Below are 23,401 nucleotides of genomic sequence, written 5' to 3'. Positions count from 1 at the left end.
CCGTTCGCCTGACCGGCCGTCAGCCCAGGTCGAACAGGGCGGCCGCGGTGCCCCAGCAGACCGCCCGCAGCCAGTCGTCGCCCAGGTCGAGCCGGGCCAGCGCGTTGAGCTGCTCCGCGTACGGGTAGGGGATGTTCGGGAAGTCGCTGCCGAGCAGCACCTTGCCGGCCAGGCCCAGCTCGCGCAGCCGCGGCAGCTCCGCCGCCGGGAACGGCACGAACCGGTCGAAGAACGAGGTGAACGCCATCGTCGTGTCCAACCGCACGTGCCGGTACCGCTCGGCCAGGTCCAGGAAGGCCGTGTAGTCCGGCGCGCCCAGATGGGCCACCACCGCGGCCAGCCCGGGGTGCCGGGCGAGCACCGCGGCGAACGACTCCGGACCGGTGTGCGCCGTGCCGACCGGGGCGTGTCCGGCGTGCACCACCACCGGCACGCCGGCCTCGGCCAGCAGCGCCCACACGGCGTCCAGCGCCGGGTCGGTCGGCGCGAAGCCGCCCACCTGGACGTGCACCTTGAACACCCGGGCGCCGGCCGCGAGGGCGTCCGCCACGTAGCGCGCGGCCGCCGGCTCCGGGAAGAAGGTCGCCGAGGGCAGACAACCCGGGGTACGCGCCGCGAAGTCCAGCGTCCACGCGTTCAGCGACTCGGCCATGCCGGGCCGGTGCGGGTACGCCAGCGCGCTGAACATCCGTACGCCGAGCCGCCGCAGGTGCGCCACCCGCGCCTCGTCGTCCCACCGGTACCGGATCGGCCACTCGGTGCCGACCAGCGGCCCGGCCGCGTCGAAGTACGCCCACACCTTGCGCAGCATCCGGGGCGGCAGGAAGTGAGTGTGCACGTCGGCGAGCCCGGGCAGGCCGAGCCGTTGCCAGAACTCCGGCACCGCCGCGTCCTCGACCGGCGGCGTCGCGTGCTCGGCCGGCCCCGCGCCGTCGTCGACCAGGTTCGTCACACCTCGATGTTGAACCGGTGCAGCACCGAGGGTGCGACCAGCCCCACCGCGGCCAGCACGGCGAGCACGGTCAGCGCCGCGCGCAGCACGATCGTCTCGGCCTTGCTCCCGGTGCGCAGGGCGATGCCGTTGGGCAGCCCGACCATCGTCCACATCCGCCGCTTGATCGGGATGGGCCAGAGGATGGGCACCCCCGCCTTGGTGATCATGTCGCCGAGAATGTGCACGAAGCAGCCCACCCCGACCGCCGTCCCGATGAGGGGATAGCCCCGGTCGCCGGGCAGGTTGGCGAAGGTGAACCAGGCCGCAGCCGCCGACAGGAGCGTGACGACCACCCACCCGGCCCGCTCGGCCCACTCGTCGAAGAGACCGCGCAGCGCCAGACCGATCATGAAGAAGAGGATGCTGACCACCGCCCACTTGCCGTACGCGGCGCAGAGCGCGGTGGTGCCCCAGCCGACCAGCAGGGTGAACGGGATGGTGTGGGTGAGCGTGCGGTGCCCGTTGTTGCGGCGCGGGTCCCGGCTCAGCTTGGTCGCGTAGTAGACGCCCAGCGAGATCTTCTCCATCACCTCGGCGATGAAGAGGCTGAACACGCCGAAGGTCCGCGCCACGGTGGCGCCGCCCTGGTTGCGCGTCACCTTGCCGGACAGGTCGAGGTCGGGGAAGAGTGCCCCGCCCGCGCAGACCGCGGTGCCGACCGCCAGTGCGAGCGGCGTCTGGTGGTAGTCGGCGAACTGGTCCAGCGCCCAGGAGCCGGTCAGCCACACCGCCGCGCCGGACAGCGCGTGGGACGGTCCCATCATCTCGGCTCGCCCTCCCCAGAGATCTTGATCGACAAAACTACGCCACTGTAGTTAGCCGTCGGGTCGCGGGGCATCACCCGGACGGTCCACTGGGGAGGGGGGTCCACGGGCCGCCCGGCGGGCGACGCCGGATCATCAGGAATTATGTCGTTCCGGGCCGGCGGGACCGGATTATCTGTCGGTGATGGGACGCCGGGGTTGTCAGCCGGCCGCTCGGGTGGCCCGGCCCGACCGGAAGCTGTCCCGGATCAGCGCGAGCTGCCCCGCCGAGGCGGACCAGTCGGCGTCGGAGGTGGTCCACCCGAGCGTCCACCCGCCGGCGTCGCCGGGCAGCACCCGCAGCGCATGCATCCGCTCCCCGTACGGGGCCGTCCAGCGGCACTCCCACTCGGCGCCGCCGCCGGCGGCCGCCAGCCGCACCCTCTGGTAGCCGGGCAGCCGGCCGTCGGTGGTCAGATCCCGCTCGGCCGCCCGCAACTGGCCCAGCGGATCGCCGCCCGGGTAGGGCTCGACGCCGAGGATCCGCCGGGTGGCGGGGTCCTGGAAGCAGGTGGTGCTGCCGGACCTCAGCTCCAGCCAACCGGCCGGCACGGCGACCCGGAAGCCGGCGGAGTCGGCGTACCAGACCCAGCCGGCCGGGAGGGTGAGCCCCGCGTCGGCGGGTGGCGAGCCGGCCCGCACCGGGTTGCCCGTCGCCTCGGGCCGGACACACGGGAACGGGGGCGGTGGGACACCGGGGGGCGGGCCGCCCGGCGGTCCGGCCGGGTGTCCCCAGGGCTCGCCCGGCCCCTCGCCGTGCGGGTCGCCGGCCGGCCGGCCGTCGTGGTCGTCGGTGACCGCCAGCGCGGTGCCGACCCCCGCCGCCACGGCGAGCACGACGGCCGCCGCCGCGAGCGCCAAGCGGCGCAGTGCCGCCCGGCGCCGCCGGCTCGGACACTCGGCCTCGCCCGCGGGTAAGGCCGTCGGGCCGTCCCCGCCGTCGGCGGCACCGGCCGCCCCGCTGGTGCTGGCGGCGGTGCCGTCCGCCCCACCGGAAGCGGCGAAGGTGCCGGCCGCGCCGCTGGGGATCGCGAAGGCGCCGGCCGGCCCGCCGGTCGACGTGGGCAGGCCGGCCGCGTCCGACGCAGGCCGCGAGGAGCCGCCACCGCGGTCGGCCTGGCTCGGGGCCAGCGGCAGGGTGGCCTCGTCGTCCGGGGGCGCCCATTCGCTCCGGCGGGCGGCGCGGCTCCACTCGCGGGCGGCGGCGGCCGGCGGCATCACGTCGGGAAAGGCGCGCTCCGGCGGTGGCACGGCCGCCGCCCCGCCGCTGTCCCAGCCCGACCCGCTGCCCGGCGCGGTGTCGCCGTCCCCACCCGGCGCGGTGGCGGGCGGTGCGCCGCCGGCTGCGGGCCAGCACGGCACGTCGACGGTCGGCGCGGTGGCGGCGGCCAGCAGGCGGGCCGCGTCGTCGTGGCCGAGCCGGTGCCGCGGATCGCGGCGCAGCAGACCGACCAGCACCGGCGCCAGCGGGCCGGCGTGCGGCGCCGGGTCCGGCGGTTGGCTGGCCAGCGCGGCCAGCGTGGCCATGGCGGTGCTGCGGGCGTACGGGGAGCGGCCCTCGACGGCCGCGTGCAGCGTGGCGCCCAGCGACCACAGGTCGGCCTCGACGCTGGACACCCCCTCGGCCGCCCGCTCCGGGGCCACGTACTGGGGTGAGCCGAGGACCAGGCCGGGGCGGGTCATCATCCCGTCGCCGCCGTCGAAGACGGCCAGCCCGAAGTCGGTGAGCAGCACCCGGCCGTCGCGGGCCAGCAGCACGTTGGCGGGCTTCACGTCCCGGTGCAGCACGCCCGCCTCGTGCGCGGCGCGCAGCGCGGCCAGCACCGCCAGCCCGATGCCGGCGGCCCGGCGCGGGTCCACCGGCCCGTCCGAGTCGATGATCTCCTGCAGCGACCGGGACGGGACGTACTCCATCACCAACCACGGGTCGCCGTCGACCCGGACCACGTCGTAGACCCGGACCACGTTCGGGTGGCTGAGCCGGGCGGTCGCCCGCGCTTCGCGGAGGGTCCGACCGCGCACCTCGTCGCGTTCGTGCGCGGCGAGCCAGCCCGGTGGCACGACCTGCTTCACCGCCACCTCGCGGTGCAGCATCTCGTCCCGGGCCCGCCAGACCCGACCCATCCCGCCGCGTCCGACCAGGTCGAGCAGGCGGTACCGGCCGGCGATCATTACCTGCTGCACCGCACTCCTCACCGCTGGTCGATGTCCACAATAACCAACGGATCGGACAACACCTATCCCCTGCGGGGCGGCACGCTCAGCTCGCGGCGCCGGCCAGCAGATTGCCCTCCGGGATGGCGATGGCGGGGCGGCCACCGGCCAGCAGCGCCGACGCCCGGCGGGCCTGGAACGCGCCGTGTTCCCGCCGGGCGGCGACGTAGCTGCCGGCGGTCCGGGCGGCGATGGCGGACCACGCGTAGCGTTCGGCGACCACGGTGCGGGCCCGGCGGGCGACCCGGCGGGCGAACACCTCGTCGCCGAGCAGCCGGTCGACCGCGCCGGCCAGCGCGTCCGGGTCACCGTGCGGGAAGGTCACGCCGGTCACCCCGGACTCGACGATCTCGGCGAGGCCGCCGGTCTCCGCGACCGCGAGGGGCGCGCCCGCGGCGGCCGCCTCCAGGGCGATCATGCCGAACGGCTCGTAGAGGCTGGGGACCACCGTCGCGTCGGTGGCGGCCAGGACGGCCGGGAGCTGGGTGGCGTCCAGGAAACCGGCGAACCGGACCGTCTCGGCGAGGTGCAGCCGGCGCGCCTGGTCGACCAACTCGTCCCGGTACGGGCCGTCGCCGGCGATCACCACCCGCAGGCCGGGGTGCCGGTCCCGCAGGTACGGCACGGCGTGCACCAGGTGCTGCACGCCCTTCTCGTACACCAGCCGGCCGGCGTACCCGACCAGCGGGCCGCCGGCGGCGAACCGGGCGCGGGCGGCGGACACGGCGCGCGGGCGGGCGTGCCAGGCCCGGTCGTCGACCCCGTTGGGGACCACGTCGATCCGCCCGGCCGGCACGTCGAACAGCCGCCCCACCTGGTCACGCATGTAGCCCGAGCAGGCGATCACCCGGGTCGAGGCGTTGCTCAGCCAGTGTTCGACCCCGTGGATGGTGCGGTTCATCTCCTCGGGCAGCCAGCCCTGGTGCCGGCCGGCCTCGGTGGCGTGGATGGTGGTGACCAGCGGCAGGTCCAGGTGCTCGGCCAGGGTGACGGCGGTGTGCGCGACGAGCCAGTCGTGGGCGTGGATGACGTCGTAGTCGCCGGACTCGGCGGCGCGCAGGGCGGCCCGGGTGAGGGTGTGGTTGAACGCCATGGTCCAGGCCAGCAGCGATCCGGTGGCCAGCGGGAAGCGGACCGGGTCCTCGGCGGCCCGCAGGACGCGCACGCCCTCGGCGTACTCCTCCAGGGGGGCGCCCTCGGCGTGCCGGGCGACGACGGTGACCTCGTGGCCGGCGGCGGCCAGGGCGACGGAGAGCGCGTGCACGTGGCGGCCGAGGCCACCGACGAGCACGGGTGGGTACTCCCAGGAGAGGATCAGCACCCGCTGGCGCCGGGCGGGCTGGATGTCGATCACGTCGGCGTCAGCGGACATGCGGCCCCCTTTGAGTTGTGGTTCCCGCACCCGCCCGAGCGCACCGCGTCGGGCGTGTCGTGGGGTCGCAGCCCATCCTGCCCAGCGCTCGATAACCAGCGGCGACGCGCCGGTTGCCGGTCTGTAACGCGTCAGCCGCGAAGGCGCCGGACACGCAGCAACTCGGCCACCGACCACGCCTGGAACGGGCAGCCCGTGGCGGCGTGCGGGGCGAGCCCGTCGGCGGTCTCGCTCACCGAGCCCAGGCCGTACTCGGTCAGGTGCCCCTCCAGCCCCACCAGCAGGTCGTCGACGGGCAGGCCGGCCCGGCGGTACGCGTCGACGAACGGCCCGATCAGCCAGGGCCAGACCGTGCCCTGGTGGTAGCCGGAGTCCCGGTCGGCCGGGCCGCCCCGGTGCCGGCCCACGAAGCCGGGGGAGTCGGGGGAGAGGCTGCGCGGCCCGAGCGGGGTGAACAGCCCCTCGGTGACCCGGCGCAGGGTGGCCTCGTCCGGTTCGAGGGGCGCGTACGGCAGCGACCAGGCGAGCAACTGGTTGGGGCGGAGCAGGTCGTCGTCGTGGTGCGGCGCCCCGCCGAGCGGGTACGCGGGCGCCGGCGCGTCGACCACGTCGTGCAGCCAGCCGGCCGGCGTGGGGAAGCGTTCCCGGAACGCGGCGGCGGCCCGCGCGTGCCGCGCCCGGAGCGCTGTGGCGTCCCGGCCGGTCAGCTCGGCCAGCTCGGCGAGACCGGCCAGCCCGTTCACCCAGAGCGCGTTGACCTCGACCGGCTTGCCGGTGCGCGGGGTGACCGGCACCCCGTAGACGCGGGCGTCCATCCAGGTGAGCGCGACGTCGGGCGGCCCGCCCTGGGTGAGCAGCCCGTCGGCCGGGTCGACGCCGATGCCGTAGCGGGTGCCCGCCACGTGCGCGGCCACCACGGCCTCCAGCGCGGGCAGCAGCTCCACGGCGAGGTCGGTGTCCCCGGTGACGGTGACGTGCCGGTGCACCGCGTGCAGGAACCACAGCGTCGCGTCGACGGTGTTGTGCTCCACCCGCCCGGTGTCGGCGGTGTTGGCGAGCATCCCCTCCGACAGCGTGGCCGCGTACGCCCGCAGCAGCTCCCGGCCCTCGTCGCCGCGGTTGGTGCGGAGGAAGAGCCCCTCGTAGGAGGTCATCGTGTCCCGCGACCAGGCCCCGAACCAGGGATAGCCGGCCACCACGTCGGGGCCGGTGGCGGTGTGCACCACGAAGGCGTCGGCGGCCAGCGCGAGGGTCGCGTCGACGTCGTCGTCCGGCTTCGCCGCGGCCACCACGGCACGGTGGCGCCGCCGGGCCGCCTCGACCAGCGCGGTGGCCGGCGGGGGCTCCTCGGCCAGGTCGTCCGCCCAGGCCAGCACGGACACCTCGGCGCCCGGCTCGTCGAGGGCGCCGGAGAACCGGCCCGCGTACCAGAGGTCCTCGTCGGGGTGCAGCCCGCGCGCCCCCTCCTCCCGGTGGCGCACGCCGAGCCACCACTGCCCCTCGGGGGTCCAGCCCGGCCCGGCCAGCCGGTACGCGCCCTCCACCACGGCGCCGCCGGCCACCTCCTCCAGCCGCGGGGTCGGGCCGTCGGCCCGCCGCTCGCCGTGCGCGTCGCGCCAGGTGCAGGCCGCCGCCAGGTCCAGCCGGACCGGGCCGCCGGACACCAACCGGTGGACCACCGCCACGCAGGACCGGCCGTACGCCATGGCGATCTCCCGCTCGATCACCACGTCGCCGACCCGCCAGCGCCAGCGGGGCACCCCGTCGGTCAGGTCGAAGCGCTCCAGCAGCTCGAAGCCGCGCGGGTCGACCACACCCGAGGACCACTCGTGCGCGCCGAGCCGCACCTGCCGCCCGGACGGCAGGGTCACCGCCGGGTCGAGGCTGACCAGGCCGACCTTGCGGGCGGCGGGCGTCTCCCCGGCCACCACGAGCAGCCCGTGGTAGCGCCGGGTGCGCAGCCCGGCGACCGTGCCCATGGCGTAGCCGCCCCGCCCGTCGGTGACCAGCCACTCCCGCGTCGACGAGGCGGACAGCTCCCCGCAGACCTGCGGACCGAAGCGAATGTCGATCAACTTTCCTCCACCACCGGCGGGGTGTCACCCGCCACGACGACAATGGCCCCTGTGGAGAAGTACCCCGGGGGCGTCGAAGATGTGCAGGTGATCACTGACCGCCCGACCTCCGCGACCCCCGACCCCGAGCGGCACCGGCTCGCCCAGGCCGACGCCGGGGAGCAGGACTGGCGCGCATGGGGTCCCTATCTGTCCGAGCGGGCGTGGGGGACGGTACGGGAGGACTACAGCGAACACGGCACGGCCTGGGACTACTTCCCCCACGATCACGCGCGGTCCCGAGCCTACCGGTGGAACGAGGACGGCATGGCGGGCGTCTGCGACGACCGGCAGACGTTCTGCTTCGCCCTCGCCCTGTGGAACGGGCGGGACCCGATCCTCAAGGAGCGGATGTTCGGCCTCGGCGGCGACGGCGGCAACCACGGGGAGGACGTGAAGGAGTACTGGTGGTACGAGGACTCCACGCCCACCCACTCCTGGATGCGCTGGCGCTACCACTACCCGCAGGCCGCCTTCCCCTACGACGAGCTGGTCGCCGTGAACGCGCTGCGCGGCCGGGACGACACGGAATACGAGCTGGTCGACACGGGGATCTTCGACGACGACCGCTACTGGGCGGTCACCGTCGACTACGCCAAGGCGTCCCCGACCGACCTGTGCGTGCTGATCACGGTGGCCAACCGGGGGGACACCGACGAGACCCTGCACGTGCTACCCACCCTCTGGTTCCGCAACACCTGGGCCTGGGGGCTGCCCGGCGGCGACCGGGTGCCGAAGCTGACCGGTGCCGGCTCGCGGCTGGTGGGGGAGCACTGGGTGCTCGGCCAGCTCCTGCTGGAGGGCGACGGCGCGCCCACGCCGCTGCTCTGTGACAACGACACCAACGCCGAGCGGCTGTGGGGGCTGCCCGGGCGGTCGGCGTACCCGAAGGACGGGATCAACGACCACGTGGTCGCCGGCGCGGCCACCGTCAACCCGGACCGGGAGGGGACCAAGGGGGCGCTGCACTACGTGCTGGACGTGCCCGCCGGCGGGCAGCGGCAGATCCGGCTGCGGCTGACCCGCACCGCACCGCCCCCGGCGGGTGACCCCCCGCCCCCGGCCGACCTGGGCGACGGGTTCGACACGGTGCTCTGGGCGCGGCGCGCCGAGGCGAACCGCTTCTTCGACAGCGTCATCCCGGGCGCCGCGACCGCCGACGAGGCGCTGGTCGCCCGGCAGGCCATCGCCGGGCTGATGTGGGGCAAGCAGTTCTACCACTTCGACGTGAAGCGGTGGCTGGAGGGCGACCCGGGCTCCACGCCACCGCCGGCCGGCCGCCGCCACGGGCGCAACAGCGCCTGGTGGCACATGAACAGCTTCGACGTGATCTCCATGCCGGACCCGTGGGAATACCCCTGGTACGCCGCCTGGGACCTGGCCTTCCACTGCGTCACGATCGCCCGGGTCGACCCGGGCTTCGCCAAGGAGCAGCTGCTGCTCCTGCTCCGCGAGTGGTACCTGCACCCGAACGGGCAGATCCCGGCGTACGAGTGGGCGTTCGGGGACGTGAACCCGCCGGTGCACGCCTGGGCGGCGCTCAAGGTGTTCGAGATCGACGGCTCCCGCGACCACGAGTTCCTGGCCCGGGTGATGCACAAGCTGCTGCTCAACTTCACCTGGTGGGTCAACCGGAAGGACACCGGCGGCAACAACGTCTTCGAGGGCGGCTTCCTCGGGCTGGACAACGTCGGTCCGTTCGACCGCTCCGCCGCGCTGCCGGTGGCCGGTGTGCTGGAGCAGTCCGACGGCACCGGCTGGATGGCCATGTACGCGCTCAACCTGCTCGACATGGCCGTCGTGCTGGCCGAGCACGACCGGGCGTACGTGGACACGGCGACGAAGTTCTTCGAGCACTTCGCGTACATCGCCGCGGCCGCGTACGACCAGGGGCTCTGGGACGACGAGGACGCGTTCTTCTACGACGTGCTGCGGCAGGCCGACGGCACGAAGGTGCCGCTGAAGGTCCGCTCGGTGGTGGGGCTGCTGCCCCTCGCGGCGGTCACCCGGCTCACCGCGCGCACCCTGCGCCGGCTGCCCGAGCTGGGCGCGCGGCTGCGCTGGTTCCTCACCAACCGCCCCGAGTACGCCGAGGTGATCGGCGCCCGCCGGCTCGGCCCGGACGGCCGGCAGCAGCGCCTGCTGTCCATGGTCGGCCCCGACCAGGTGGTGCGCCTGCTCGCCCGGATGCTCGACACCGACGAGTTCCTGTCCGAGTACGGGCTGCGCACGCTCTCCCGCGCCCACCTGGACAAGCCGTTCACGGTCACGCTCGGCGGCCAGGAGTTCAGCGTCGGCTACGAGCCGGCCGAGTCGACGAGCGGCCTGTTCGGCGGCAACTCCAACTGGCGCGGCCCGATCTGGATGCCGACCAATTTCCTGCTGATCAGCGCGCTGCGGGACCACGCCGCCTTCTTCGGCGACGACCTCCAGGTGGAATATCCGACCCGGTCCGGGGTGAAGCGCACCCTCGACGAGATCGCCGACGACCTGTCCGCGCGGCTCATCTCGCTGTTCACCCGGGACGGCTGGGGCCGGCGGCCGATCTACGGCGCGGCCCAGCTCTTCCAGACCCACCCGGACTGGCGGGACCTGATCTGCTTCCCGGAATATTTTCACGGCGACAACGGCGCCGGCCTGGGCGCCTGGCACCAGACCGGGTGGACCGCCCTGGTGGCCGACCTGATCCTCACCCTGCGCCGCTGACGGTGTGGGGCGCGGCGGGGACCGCCGCGCCCCACCCGTTCAGGGCAGCGGGAAGAACGCCACCCGGGCGTGGTACTCGCCGGCCACCGTGGTGGTGTCGCTGCCGACCCAGAGCCCCCGGTCGGTGGCGTACAGCTCCTGGGTGCCGACGCCCCGGGCCTTGGTCGGGTTCCAGGCCAGCGCCTTGCCGGTGGTCGGGTTGATCGCCCCGATCCCGGGCCGGGACACCGCGCCCGGGCCCGCCGAGTCACGCCCGAGCGGGTTGTCCAGCCAGCGCTGGTGACCGCCGACGTAGACCGCCGCGCCGGTGATCGCCACCGACAGCAGGGTGTCGCCGCCGGTGTAGTTCACCCAGGTCGGCTGCCTGCCGCCGGTCTCCGTGCCGAACTCGAAGCGGGACGCCGCGTCGCAGAGCGTGCCGGGGAACGCGGCACCCGTGGTGACCGCCACGAACCAGGCGCCGTCCGGGGAGATGTCCACCCCGCGCAGGTAGGTGGGCATGGACGCGGCGCAGGGCGGCTGGTAGCGGAGCGTCGACCAGCCGGAGAGCGTCGCCCCGGCGTCGCTCAGGTTCGCGACCGCGAGCTGGTGGCGCGCCACGCCGGCGACGGAACTGAAGTTGCCCACGAAGACCAGCCGCCGGCCGTCGGCGGAGACGTCCAGGGCCTCGATCTTGACCGGCGAGGTGGCGCCGCTGGTGGTCTTCCGGGCCCCCTCGATCCGCAGGTTCACCGAGGCGTCGGCAGCGCCCGTGGTGGCGTTCAACGCGGCCAGGGCGCGCCGGGTCACCCCGCCGACGGTCTGGAACGCCCCGCCGAGGATCAGCCGGTTGCCGACCAGCCGCATGTCGTTGACCTGGTTGTTGAGCGCGGCCGGAGCGAACCCGGCGACCCGGGCGCCGGTGGCCGCGTCGACCCGGGCCACCCGCGGTGCGGCCACGCCGTTGACCGTCGTGAACGTGCCACCCAGGTAGAGAGAGCGGCCGTCGGGCGCGGCGGCGAGCGCCTTGACCGTGCCGTTGACCACGGGCCGGAACGTGGTGTCGATCCGGCCGGTGGTGGCGTCGAAGGCCACCAGCCGCGGCATCGCCAGCTGGGCGGTCTGCCCGGCGTTGCGGACCTTGGTGAACGAGCCGGCCAGGTAGACCCGGTTGCCGATCTGGAGGATCCGGTACACGGTCCCGTCGAGCGCGTGCGGCGTCCAGTCCGCCGGGTTGGCGCCGACCACGGTGGAGTGTGTGGCGTTGACCCCGAGGGCGGGGGACGGGGGGAGCGCGCCGCCCGCGGCGGCGAGCGCGGCCACGACGGCGGTGGCCGCCCTCCGGCGACTCCGGCGCCGGGCCGGGGTCGCGCGGGGCTGATCGCGTGAGGTCGTCATCGCCGAAGCATGCCGCCTCGACCCGGTTCGGCGCAGTCGGGTTCCCGCCGCTGGTCGCGCGGCGTTCGGCCAGTTCGGACGGTCCGTCCGTCCGGTCCGGGATGATCTTGTTGGTCGGTCCCGGACCCGACCGGGGGGGCCGGAAATCCGGCTGCCGGGGCGAACCGGAGGCAGTACCGTGTCCCGGTCCGCCACACGGGAGGAGTACGCGATGCCACAGCGCCGGGAGGCCGCGGTGCTGGTCTTCGACGCCGACGACACGCTCTGGGAGAACAACCTCCTCTTCGAGCGGGTGATCGACGACTTCCTCACCTGGCTGGACCATCCGACGCTGGACCGGACGGAGATCCGGACCGTGCTCGACGACATCGAGCGGGCCAACGCGGTCGCGCACGGCTACGGCAGCAAGGTCTTCCTGCGCAGCCTGGGGGAGTGCCTGGAGAAGCTGCGGGCGCGGCCGGCGACCGACCGGGAGCGCGCCGAGATCGACGACCTGGCGGCGGCGCTGGTCGGCCACCAGGTCGAGCTGATGCCCGGCGTGGCGGAGACCCTCGACGACCTGGCCACCCGGCACGAGCTGCTGCTGCTCACCAAGGGGGAGCGCGAGGAGCAGCAGCGCAAGCTCGACGCCTGCGGCCTGCTGCACCACTTCCGTGCCGCACACATCGTGCCGGAGAAGGACGTCGACACCTACCGCTGGCTGGCCCGGGAACACGCCTTCGACCCGGCCGCCGCCTGGATGGTCGGCAACTCCCCGCGCTCGGACATCCTGCCCGCCCGGGCCGCCGGCCTGAACGCGGTCCTCATCCCCAACGAGAACACCTGGGTGCTGGAACACGACGAGCTGGACCCGACCGACCCCGGGGTGATCCGGCTGGCCGCCTTCCCCGACCTGGTCCGGCACTTCTGATCCGGCGGGTAACGTCCCAGGCGTGCCGCTGACCTTCCCCTCGCACCTGGCGCCGGTGCTGCCGCTGAAGCTCTGGCGGCCGCACTGGTTCGACGGGGTGGCGCTGGCCACCGGCGCGGTCGCGCCGGACGTCGGCTACCTGTTCACCGGCACGGGGCTCGCCCTCGGGCTGCGGACGCACACCCTCGGCGGGCTGCTCTGGTGGTGCCTGCCGGTGGCCCTCGCCTACGCCTGGATCGTCCGCCGGGTGATCGCCGGGATCGCCGTGCACCTGCCCGGCCAGCGGCTGTTCGGCTGGCCCGACCACGCCGCGCTGGCCGGCGTCCGGCACCCCTGGCAGGTCACCGTCTGCTCGGCGCTGCTCGGCGCGTTCAGCCACGTCGCCTGGGACCGGGTCACCCACAGCGGCCGGTGGCCACGCCTGCTCGGCGTCGCCGACTTCCACGCCCTGACCGGGCTGTACTGGTGGCAGGTGGCGGACGTGATGGGCACAGTCGGTGGCGGCCTGCTGGTCGCCGTCCTGGCGGTGCGCGCCGCCCGGCGGGGCGAGATCTTCGACGGCGTCCGTCCGCCGGCGCCGCCGGCCCGGCCGGGGATGTTCTGGGGGGTCGCCCTGGCGGTCACCGGACTCGGGACGATCCTGCTGCCGGGCCTGCCGGCGGCCACCGTCCCGGCGCCGGCCGGGGTGCGCCTGCTGCACCTCGCGGCGGTCGCGCTGATCGCCGGGGCGGCCGCGGCCGGGGCCCTGACCGGGCCCCCGCCGGACGTGGCGCGCAGCCCTCGCCTCGAAAGCCAACAGCGCTGGTCCGGCTGACCCTGTTACGCCGACATGCCGTATTTCAACGTTGGTATCAATCACATTCTCCCGGGCCCGCCTGACCTTGTTCCACCTGCGAGAACCTGCCTAACCTGAGCCCGCGTCCACGCCTCTTCGGGGTGAGTCGGGGGCGCGCCGAAGTCCGGTAGTTGGGCACCGTGGAGCTGAGTGCAGGCGGGCCGGCTCGCCGTATTGAGCCCGGCGTTGGCGGCGTGCCACGCCCGCCGTGCTGCAGACGGCGAAGACCGCTACCACGCCGGACGGCTGGGGTCAGGACCGGGGAGTTGCGGACCCGGTCCTGACCCGTCCGGCCACCTCCACGACCCGTGCGGACCGACCGGACCGGGGCGGTGCGCCGACCCGACTCCGTGCGAGGATCCGGCAGCGGAAACTTCCCGCCCGCCCCCACAGCCAGGACCGCATCCGCATGGACATGACCAGCACCGGCCAGCCGCCCGCCGAGAACGCCGCCAGCACCTGCTACCGGCACCCGAAGCGGGAGACGCTGCTGCGCTGCAGCCGCTGCGACCGCCACATCTGCCCCGACTGCATGCGCGAGGCGCCGGTCGGCCACCGCTGCCCGGAGTGCGTCCGGGCGGACAACCGCACGGTCCGCCAGGCCCGGACGGTCTTCGGCGGCCGGCCGGTCACCCGCCCGCTGGTGACGTACGCGCTGATCGCCCTCATCGTGCTGGCGTACCTGGTCGAGCTGGTCCATCCGGCCGTGCTCGACCAGTTCGACAGCCTGGGCACCGGGTTGGTCGACGACGCCGGCCAGCGCTACGTCGACGACGGCGTCGCCCGCCCCGGGTACGAGCCGGTCGGGATCGCGCACGGCGAGTGGTACCGCCTCCTCACCTCGTCGTTCCTGCACCTGCTGCCCACCCAGGGCGCCCTCGGCTTCCTGCACATCACGTTCAACCTGTGGTGGCTGTGGGTGCTCGGCCGGGTGGTCGAGGACCGGCTGGGGCACGGCCGGTACCTGGCCGTCTACCTGCTCTCCGCGCTGGGCGGCGGGGTCCTGGGCTTCCTGGTCTCCCCGGACCAGTCGGCGGTCGGCGCCTCCGGCGCGGTCTACGGCCTGGCCGGCTGCTACGTGGTGCTCGCCCGGCGGCTGCACCACCATCCGATCGAGCCGCAACGGGTGCTCGTCCCGTTCGTGATCTGGATGGTGCTCTCCGCCGGCTGGACCTCCTGGGAGGGGCACCTGGGCGGCCTGCTGGCCGGCGGCCTGGTCGGCTTCGGGTTCGCGTACGCCCCGGCGAAGCGGCGGACAGCCGTCCAGACGGCGACGGTGGTCGCGCTGACCGTGCTGCTGCTCGCGCTGGTGGTGCTCAAGTCGCTGGAGCTCACCGGCTGAGCGACGCGGCACCACCGAAGTAGCTGAGAGATAGCCGGCCGTATATCGATCGTTCCTAGCCTTCACCCGTTCTGTCTGCCAAGAACGGACCGGAGGGTTACGGGTGAAAAGACGATCACGAGGTCCCCTGATCGGGGGACTGGCGCTGGCTCTGGTGGCCACGCTCGGCGGGTCGCAGGTCCTGCTGGACCGCAGTGCCGCCGGCACCACCGAGGCGGACGGCGGACTGCTCGACCGGCTGGGCGACGCGGCGCGTGGGCTTGTCGACGGTGGACAGGGGCGGACCAAGCCCGAGGTGGTCAGTGCCGGGCTCTCGCTCAGCGAGAAGCCGCCGGCGGCGAAGAAGACACCGCCGCCGAAGCGGGTCCGGGAGGTGCCCGGCAAGCGCACCGCCAACGGCCGGGTCTACCAGCTGTCCGACGGCCGGCTCCAGGCCGAGCTGTCGGCGGTGCCGGTGAACTACCGCGATGCCAAGGGCCGGTTCCAGCCGATCGACACCGCGGTGAAGCCGGCGAGCGGGGGCGGCTTCGTCGCGGCCAACACCACCAACAGCTTCACCAGCCGGTTCGGCGCCCGGACCGACCAGTTGGTGCGCTTCGAGCGGGACGGCCGGGCGGTCGGCCTCGGCCTCCCCGGGGGCACGAAGAGCGCCGCGCCCAAGGTCGCCGGCTCGACGGTGACCTATGCGGGCCTGGCCGGCGGGGCCGATCTGGTCTACGACGTGACCGCCAGCGCGCTCAAGGAAAAGATCGTGCTGCACCGGGCCCCGGCGGGCCCGGTGTCGTACACCTTCACGCTCGACACCAAGGGCCTGGTGGCCCAGCAGCGGTCCGACGGTTCCATCGCGTTCGTCCGCCCCGACGGCGGTGATCCGGAGCTGGTCATGCCGGCGCCGTACATGTACGACAGCGCCAAGAAGTCGGCCACCAGCACCGCGGTCAGTCAGCGGGTCCAGCAGACGTACGGGCAGACGACGGTGACTGTCTCCGCGGACGCCGCCTGGCTGCGCGACCGGGCCCGGACCTATCCGGTGGTCATCGACCCGACCATCAAGATCCAGCCGGTGCCGACCGACGGCCAGGACGTCCAGATCTCGTCGGGCGCCACCACCACCAACTTCGCCAGCACGTACCAGCTGAAGGTGGGCACCGGCGAGAGCGCCACCTGGCGCTCGCTGCTGAAGTTCGACGTGAGCCCCATCCCGGCGGGCACCACGATCGATGACGCCGAGCTGTCGGTCTACTACGACCAGAGCCTCGACGGCCTCTACGCCAACAACGTGCCCATGGAGGCGCAGCGGCTCACCGCCGGCTGGACCGAGAGCTCCGCCACCTGGGCGACCATGAGCGCCAAGGGCGACACCTCGCTGCCCGGCAACATCGTCACCGTCGACGACGGCGACACCAACGCCACGGCGAAGGGCACCTGGTCCGCCTCCACCAGCACGCTGACCGCGTACGCCGTGGGCAAGGACTACCGCGTCAACAGCGACGCGGTCACCGGAGACACCTACACCTACACGCCGAACATCACCGAGGCGGGCGAGTACAAGGTCGAGGCGCACTACGTCGGCGCCTCCGACCGGGCGGATCTGGCGCCGTACACCATCTACTCCAAGGGCGGCGCCACCAAGACCGTGAAGGTGGACCAGCGGCAGCCGAACGGCACCGGCGGCTGGTACAACCTGGGTCTCTACCAGTTCGACGCGGGCACCACCGGCAAGGTCGTGCTCGGCGACCAGGCGAACAAGGCGGTCATCGCCGACGCCGTCCGGTTCAGCAAGAACGGCGCGCTGAAGGAGGCCTCGCACTCCAGCACCTGGCTGTCGTTCCCGATCCGGGCGGCCGCGCAGCAGTGGATCAACGGCACCCAGCCGAACTACGGCGTGATGCTCAAGGCGAAGAACGAGTCGCTGGCCAAGCAGGGCGGTGCGATCTTCGAGGCCTCCGAGTACGCGTACATGAACGACCGGCGGGACTACAACCTGCCGAAGCTCGTCGTCACGTACGGCCGGCCCGGCGTGACGCTGAACCCGCCGACCACCATCACCTCGACCGGCGCGGTGCTGGACTGGCCCGCTTACAAGGACCCGGACGGCGCGACCGGCACCGGCGACGACATCGTCGAGTACCAGGTGCACCGCAGCCCGTTCCAGGTCTACACGCCGAGCGCCGCGACACTCATCTCCCCGGTCTCGTCGGGCACCCGGGCGTTCCAGGACACCACGGCGACGCCGACCCCGGCGGACAAGACCGATCCGATGGATCGGCAGTTCTACTACTACATGGTGGCGGTCAAGACCGCCGACGGGCAGCTCATCGCGGGCCCGACGGTGCCGGCCATGCTGCCCAAGGCGGGCCAGATCACCAAGATCTTCCGCACCGGCGTCACCGACACCACCCTGTCGAAGCTGAAGAACACCACCAACGTCAACGTCTACGACGGCGACCCCTACATCGGTGTCGGCAACAACTCCGACACCTACGGGGTGACCCGCGGCGTGGTGAAGTGGTCCAGCCTGGCCGGGGCCATCCCGACCACCGCGCAGGTGACCGGCGCCCAACTGCGGATGTGGAACACCTCGCTCTACCCCGGTACGGACCGGACCCAGTACGTCGACGTCTACAAGCTCACCCGCGGTTTCACCGACGAGACGAAGGCGACCTGGGACACCTACGACGGCGTCAACCGCTGGACCACGGCGGGCGGTGACTACGACACGTCGTGGAAGGCCGGCTTCAACGGCTTCGCCAACGACCCCGAGTGGGAAACGTGGGACGTCACCACCCCGGTGAAGGGCTGGGTGGCCGCCCCGCCGACCAACTTCGGCCTGCTGCTGCGGATGCGCGACGAGGTCAACCAGAACGCCCGGGCCATGATGCTCGCCTCCGAGGCCGAGGACTCGATGTTCGAGCCGACGCTGGAGGTCACCTACCTGGAGCAGACCCCCGAGTCGACCTACTACGCCGCGCAGACGCCGACCAACCTGGCCCCGGCGTCGACCTACACCGCCCCGGTGTCGGTGTCGAACCCGACGCAGGCGGCGTGGAAGGCGACCGACTGGGAGCTGGCGTACCAGTGGACCCGGGCCAACGGTGAGGTGGTCGACGAGCCCGCGGCCGTGGCGGCCACGCCGTTGCCGGCCGACATCCCGGCCGGTGGCACGGTCGACCTGACCGCGCAGGTCAGGACGCCCTCCAGCACCACCGAGGGAAACAAGCGCACCGACTACGTGCTGAATTGGCAACTGCGCAACAAGCTGACCGGCAAGTGGCTGTCGGACAGCGCACCGATCGCCGCGCTGCCACAGAACGTGGCGGTGGTCGAGCCCACCTCCGACCAGCTGGGGCTGGAGAAGTTCTACTCGTACGCGGGGAAGAACACCGGCGCCGGCGGCACCCTCATGAACAACCTGTACTCCGGCAACACGGTCTGGTCGTACGACGCGTTCAGCAACCCGGGGCGCGGCCTGTCGACCTTCGTCCGGCTGGCCTACAACTCCCTCGACACCAGCGACACGGTCGCCGGGTACGGCTGGTCGCTGCAGGCCTCGTCGCTGATGCGGCTCGGCAGTCCGCTGGACTTCCACCCGAACCCGAACCCGACGAAGATCACGCTGACCGACGGTGACGGCACCAGCCACTGGTTCACCTGGGACTCGGCCACCTCGACGTGGAAGAGCCCGAAGGGTGTGCACCTCTACCTGGAGAAGGTCACAGCCTCAGACTGCAAGCCGAACACGCAGGAGCCGAAGGCGTGGCGGCTGACCAAGCCGGACCGCACGCAGTTCTACTACGACTGCGAGGGCTTCCTCACCAGCACGGTGGACAACAACGGCAACACGATGGTGTTCACCTACGAGGAGCGCAAGTCGAACAACAAGCCGACCAAGTTCCTCCGCTACATCACCGACCCGGCCGGCCGTAAGACCCTGACGATCGACTACTACGCCAAGGGCCAGACCTACGACTACATCAACGACACCACCTGGACCCGGGTGTCGAACGCGACGAACCTGACCAACCCGAAGATCATCGACCACGTCCGGCAGGTCACCGACATCTCCGGCCGGAAGATGACCTTCACGTACACCGACAAGGGCCTGCTCGGTGAGCTGGTCGACGGCTACGGCTCCACCGGCGCCATGGGCGCGGCCAAGACGTTCAAGTTCGCCTACGACATGACCCAGGGCAACAAGAACGTCAAGCTGGTCAAGGTCACCGACCCGCGCGGCAACGCCACCGGCCTGACGTACAACTACCCGCAGACCGGCGACGACCCGAAGTTCCACTGGACCACCAAGTCCTACACCGACCGGCTGGGCTATCTCAGCCAGTTCGGCTACGTCGACCCGGACGGTCCGCAGGGCAGCAACATCGACGCCACGGTGACGGACGCGGAGAACCACGCGACCGCCTACCGGATGGACGGTTACGGCCGCCCGTATCAGACGACCAACGCGAAGAACCAGGTCACGAAGCTGGGCTGGGACGGTGACCACAACGTCACCACGCTCACGGAGAACAACGACGCCGTCTCGACCTGGACGTACGACCAGAAGACCGGTTACCCGACGGAGGTCAGGGACGCCGAGGCGGTCAAGAACGGTTGGCCGGGCACGACGCTGACCTACCAGTACCAGCTGAACGGATACGTCGCCGACGTCATCAGCAAGACCAGCCCGAAGGGCCGCAAGTCAACCTTCGGCTACGAGGCCGACGGTGACCTGTCCTGGGTCGTCGACCCGATCGGCAACACCACGACCGACCCGGACGACTACAAGACCACGTACACGTACGACGCCTGGGGCCAGATGCTGACGGCGACCGACGCCAACGGCAACACCACGGCGTACAACGGCTTCGACCCGAACGGCTACCCGCAGACCATCACCGACGCGGACCAGAAGCAGACGAAGTTCGTCTACGACGTACGCGGCCAGGTCCTCAAGGTGACCGACGCGCTCACCCACGACACCACGCAGACGTACGACACGTTCGGCCGTCCGCTGGAGAACAAGGTCGCCAGGAACCAGGGCGGCGGTGACTGGATCATCACCCCGGCCCCGGCGTACGACGGGAACGACAACGTCACGGTGTCGACCGCGCCGAACGGCGCCGTCACGACGGCCTCCTACGACGAGGCCGACGAGCTCACCTGGACCAAGGCGCCGGTGGACGTCGCCGGCGACCCGGAGCGGAAGACGTCGTTCACCTACGACAAGGTCGGCAACCTCCTCACCACCACCGAGCCGAAGGGCAACCTGACCTCGGAAGCCGGTGACTACGTCACCACCAACCGCTACGACGAGATCTACCAGCTCACCTCGGTGACCAACGCCAAGAACCACAAGATCACCTACGAGTACGACGACGTGGGCAACGTCGTCACCGTCGGCGACCCGCGCAAGAACGCCACGGCCGACACCGCCGACTACACCACCAAGCTGGAGTACGACCGGGCGCACCGGGTCACCAAGTCCACTGACGCGCTCGGCAAGTCCACCAGCAGCACGTACGACCGTGACGGTCTGGTCACCGCGACGAAGGACCAGCTCGGCAACACCACCGAGGTCACCCTCGACGAGCGGGGCAAGCCGACCGAGGTCAAGGTGCCGCACAAGAACGACAACGGCACCATCACGTACCGCATCACCAGGTACGAGTACGACGAGGTCGGCAATCAGACCAAGGTGACGAGCCCCCGCGGGGTCGCCACCACGGACGACCCGGACGACTTCGCCACGGTGACCGCCTACGACAAGCTCAACCGGGTCAAGGAGAGCCGGAGCGCGTACGACAAGGACGACAGCCGCTACACCACGGCGGATGTCACCACCTACCAGTACGACGCGGTGGGCCGGCTGACGACCCTGTCGGCGCCCCCGTCGGCCGGGCAGACGGTCCGCAACGACACCACGTACACCTACTACGACAACGGCTGGACGAAGTCCTCGTCCGACCCGTGGGACATCGTCACCTCGTACGACTACAACGAGCTCGGTGCCCAGACGGCCCGGACGGTCACCTCGGCCGGCGGCTCGTCGAACCGGACGATGAGCTGGTCGTACTTCCCGGACGGCAAGCTGAAGTCCCGCTCGGACGACGGCGTGCCGGTCGGCAAGCAGGTCGTCCTGGTCGACAACTCCGAGTTCAACAACGCCTCGGCGACCGGGACCTGGACCGTCGCCAACTCGGCCACCGGCAAGTACGGCACCGACTACGCCACCCGGCCCGCTGGGACCGGTGCGAACACGTTCACCTGGCAGTTGAACGTGCCGCAGGCGGGCACGTACGAGGTCTTCGCCCGCTATCCGCAGGTGACCGGCGCGGCGACCGACGCGAAGTACACGATCAGCCACGGCGGCGGCGACACCCCGAAGACGGTCAACCAGACCACCAACACCGGGACCTGGGTGAGCCTCGGCTCGTACAGCTTCACCGAGGGCAACCGTCACAAGGTGTCGCTGTCCGACCAGGCGACCGGCACGGTCGTCGCGGACGCCGTGAAGCTCGTGCGCGACAACACGGGCGAGGCCGACAACGAGAAGCACGACTACCGCTACCGCTACGACCCGAACGGCAACCTGAAGACGATCACGGACGCCTCACCCGGCGCCCGGGTGGACGACTACTCGGTCGTCTACACCGACCTGAACCAGGTGCAGAGCGTCACCGAGAGCAAGAGTGGGACGGTCACCAACACCACCTCGTTCACCTACAACGAGAACAGCGCACCGCTGACCACCACGCACGACAAGCAGTACGCCGGCTACACCTACGACCCGCGAGACCTGGTGTCGGAGGTGGTGAACGGCAAGTCCGCCACGGATCCGGGTAGGAAGACCAGCACCTTCACCTACACCGACCGCGGCGAGAAGCTGCGGGAGACCAAGGGCAACGGCAACACCGTTGACTACACGTACTACCTCGACGGGCTGCTGAACACCCAGGTGGAGAAGAAGTCCAACGCGACGGTGGTGTCGGAGCACACCTACACCTACGACCTGAACGGCAACCGCAGCCGCGACGTCGCAAGGAAGATGAACGCCGACAACCACTCGGCGTACCTCAACACCACCAGCACCTACACCTACGACCCGCGGGACCGCCTGGCCACCCTGACCAAGACCGGGGACGCCGCCGGCACGGAAACCTACATCCACGACGCCAACAGCAACGTCATCGAGCAGACCCTCAAGGGCACCACGACGACGTTCAAGTACGACCGGAACCGGCTCCTCACCGCCAGCGCCGGCGGTGCGAGCTCGTCGTACAACTACGACCCGTTCGGGCGCCTCGACACGGTGACCGCCGCGGGCACGATTCTCGAGCGCAACGTCTACGACGGGTTCGACCACGTCGTCGAGAACCGCAAGAACAACGGCACGAGCACGTCGACCACGAAGTACACGTACGACCCGCTGGACCGGACCGCCACCAAGACCACCGACGCCGGTGGCGCGAAGGAGAAGACCACCACCTTCAACTACCTCGGCCTGTCGGGCGAGGTGCTGGACGAGGAGGTCGCCGGCAAGCTCACCAAGTCGTACCAGTACTCGCCGTGGGGACAGCGGCTGTCCCAGATCACGCACAAGGACGACGGGACCGCGGAGAACGCCTACTACGGCTACGACCCGCACACCGATGTCGAGCAGCTGACCGACGACACCGGTGACACGAAGGCCACCTACGGATACACCGCGTACGGCAAGAACGACGACGCCCAGTTCACGGGCATCGACAAGCCGGACGCGCAGGATCCGACGAAGGAGCCGTACAACGCGTACCGGTTCAACGCCAAGCGGTGGGACCAGAACTCCGGCTCGTATGACATGGGGTTCCGCGACTACAGCCCCGGCCTGAACCGGTTCCTGTCCCGGGACAGCTACAACGGCGCCCTGGCCGACATGAACCTCGGCCTCAACCCGTTCACCGGCAACCGGTACGCCTTCGGCGGCGGCAACCCCATCAGCGCCATCGAGATCGACGGACACTCCTGGGACGAGTTCGTCGACAACCTCGCGGGCTTCGGCAGCGGTTTTGTCGACGGCGCAAAGGACGCGGCAAGCGGGCTAGGTCAGCTCGGCTACGACGTGTTCATCGGCAGCAGCCCGTTCGTGTCCGAGCAGACGCGAGCCGAGACGAAGGCACGAGCGGAAGCGCGTGGTGACGCGATCAAGAACCCGGGGCAGCTCTGGAACGGGATCAAGCAGCCCTATGAGGAGGACATCAAGAACGGCAGGGACGCGCATGCGGCAGGCCGAGCGGTCTTCGACCTGGCAACCCTGTTCCTCGGTGGTGGGGCCGGAAAGGCCGGCAAGACGGAGGAAGTCGCCAGCGGAGCCACCAACGCCGCTGCTCATGCCCGCTACGTAGCGCAGCTGGGGGTGGCGGAGGCTTCTAACCCGTTGATCGAGTCCCTGAGGGCGACAGGCAAACTTCCGGGTAACTACGTCACCAAGACTGCGGCGGAGGCCGCCGGATACAAGCCGGGGAAGGCGCTGAACAATTACGTGCCCGGCGCCCAGATCGGTGGCGACATTTATGAGAATTCGACCAGGCTGCTGCCGTCGGCACCCGGCCGCGTCTATTATGAGGCAGATGTGGGCCTCAAGAACACGATGAGCCGAGCGAAGCAGCCTGGTAACCGTTTGGTATATTCGAACGACGGCCTGGCATTTGTCACGGCTGATCATTACGGGTCGTTCTATCAGCTCCCGAACTGGAAGTGA

11 protein-coding genes are annotated in these 23,401 nt (G+C 71.6%); 5 read left to right on the top strand and 6 right to left on the bottom strand.

Annotation, left to right across the window (positions count from 1 at the left end; all coding sequences use genetic code 11):
• Nucleotides 1-19: 19 nt before the first annotated feature.
• The 5 genes from NFX44_RS24875 to NFX44_RS24855 form a co-directional block, all read right to left on the bottom strand.
• Nucleotides 20-943, bottom strand: a complete 924-nt coding sequence (locus NFX44_RS24875) for an amidohydrolase family protein (protein ID WP_262286027.1) — start codon at nucleotides 941-943, stop codon at nucleotides 20-22.
• Between the two features lie 5 nt (nucleotides 944-948).
• Nucleotides 949-1,758, bottom strand: a complete 810-nt coding sequence (locus NFX44_RS24870; protein ID WP_262286008.1) for a metal-dependent hydrolase — start codon at nucleotides 1,756-1,758, stop codon at nucleotides 949-951.
• A 201-nt stretch (nucleotides 1,759-1,959) separates the two neighbouring features.
• Entirely contained in the window at nucleotides 1,960-3,981 is a 2,022-nt protein-coding gene (locus NFX44_RS24865) for a serine/threonine-protein kinase (protein WP_262286007.1), read from the bottom strand.
• A gap of 76 nt (nucleotides 3,982-4,057) precedes the next feature.
• On the bottom strand, nucleotides 4,058-5,383 hold the full coding sequence (locus NFX44_RS24860; RefSeq protein ID WP_262286006.1) for a glycosyltransferase family 4 protein: 1,326 nt from the start codon (nucleotides 5,381-5,383) through the stop codon (nucleotides 4,058-4,060).
• Between the two features lie 131 nt (nucleotides 5,384-5,514).
• A complete protein-coding gene (locus NFX44_RS24855) occupies nucleotides 5,515-7,458 on the bottom strand; it encodes an amylo-alpha-1,6-glucosidase (RefSeq protein ID WP_262286005.1) in 1,944 nt (647 codons plus the stop codon).
• Between the two features lie 42 nt (nucleotides 7,459-7,500).
• Between NFX44_RS24855 and NFX44_RS24850 the strand changes: the two genes are divergently transcribed.
• On the top strand, nucleotides 7,501-10,203 hold the full coding sequence (locus NFX44_RS24850; protein WP_262286004.1) for a glucosidase: 2,703 nt from the start codon (nucleotides 7,501-7,503) through the stop codon (nucleotides 10,201-10,203).
• Nucleotides 10,204-10,242: 39 nt separating this feature from the next.
• Here the strand turns inward: NFX44_RS24850 and NFX44_RS24845 are convergent, their stop codons facing one another.
• Nucleotides 10,243-11,580, bottom strand: a complete 1,338-nt coding sequence (locus NFX44_RS24845) for a hypothetical protein (protein ID WP_262286003.1) — start codon at nucleotides 11,578-11,580, stop codon at nucleotides 10,243-10,245.
• A gap of 211 nt (nucleotides 11,581-11,791) precedes the next feature.
• On the opposite strand from NFX44_RS24845, the gene NFX44_RS24840 reads away from it, so the two are divergent.
• The 4 genes from NFX44_RS24840 to NFX44_RS24825 all read left to right on the top strand — a co-directional run bounded on the left by NFX44_RS24840 (nucleotide 11,792) and on the right by NFX44_RS24825 (nucleotide 23,401).
• Nucleotides 11,792-12,490 carry an HAD family hydrolase gene (locus NFX44_RS24840; protein WP_262286002.1) on the top strand — a complete coding sequence of 233 codons (699 nt, stop codon included), beginning with the start codon at nucleotides 11,792-11,794 and terminating at the stop codon, nucleotides 12,488-12,490.
• 22 nt (nucleotides 12,491-12,512) lie between these two features.
• The gene (locus tag NFX44_RS24835) at nucleotides 12,513-13,304 is read left to right on the top strand and encodes a DUF4184 family protein (RefSeq protein WP_262286001.1); all 792 of its coding nucleotides are present in this window, start codon (nucleotides 12,513-12,515) and stop codon (nucleotides 13,302-13,304) included.
• 430 nt (nucleotides 13,305-13,734) lie between these two features.
• Entirely contained in the window at nucleotides 13,735-14,667 is a 933-nt protein-coding gene (locus tag NFX44_RS24830) for a rhomboid family intramembrane serine protease (protein WP_262286000.1), read from the top strand.
• 103 nt (nucleotides 14,668-14,770) lie between these two features.
• Nucleotides 14,771-23,401 carry a DNRLRE domain-containing protein gene (locus NFX44_RS24825; protein ID WP_262285999.1) on the top strand — a complete coding sequence of 2,877 codons (8,631 nt, stop codon included), beginning with the start codon at nucleotides 14,771-14,773 and terminating at the stop codon, nucleotides 23,399-23,401.

Origin of the sequence: Micromonospora sp. MA102 (assembly GCF_025460765.1) — a bacterium.
Classification (GTDB): Bacteria; Actinomycetota; Actinomycetes; order Mycobacteriales; family Micromonosporaceae; genus Micromonospora; species Micromonospora halotolerans.
The sequence above is the reverse complement of the archived record's forward strand: the minus strand, read 5'-3'. Positions and strand labels throughout refer to the sequence as shown.

Bases quoted from the DNA above. Each gene is read 5' to 3' on its own strand.
- NFX44_RS24870 (WP_262286008.1), bottom strand. From the start codon at position 1,758: ATGATGGGACCGTCCCACGCGCTGTCCGGCGCGGCGGTGTGGCTGACC.
- NFX44_RS24860 (WP_262286006.1), bottom strand. From the start codon at position 5,383: ATGTCCGCTGACGCCGACGTGATCGACATCCAGCCCGCCCGGCGCCAG.
- NFX44_RS24850 (WP_262286004.1), top strand. From the start codon at position 7,501: ATGGCCCCTGTGGAGAAGTACCCCGGGGGCGTCGAAGATGTGCAGGTG.
- NFX44_RS24845 (WP_262286003.1), bottom strand. From the start codon at position 11,580: ATGACGACCTCACGCGATCAGCCCCGCGCGACCCCGGCCCGGCGCCGG.
- NFX44_RS24840 (WP_262286002.1), top strand. From the start codon at position 11,792: ATGCCACAGCGCCGGGAGGCCGCGGTGCTGGTCTTCGACGCCGACGAC.
- NFX44_RS24830 (WP_262286000.1), top strand. From the start codon at position 13,735: ATGGACATGACCAGCACCGGCCAGCCGCCCGCCGAGAACGCCGCCAGC.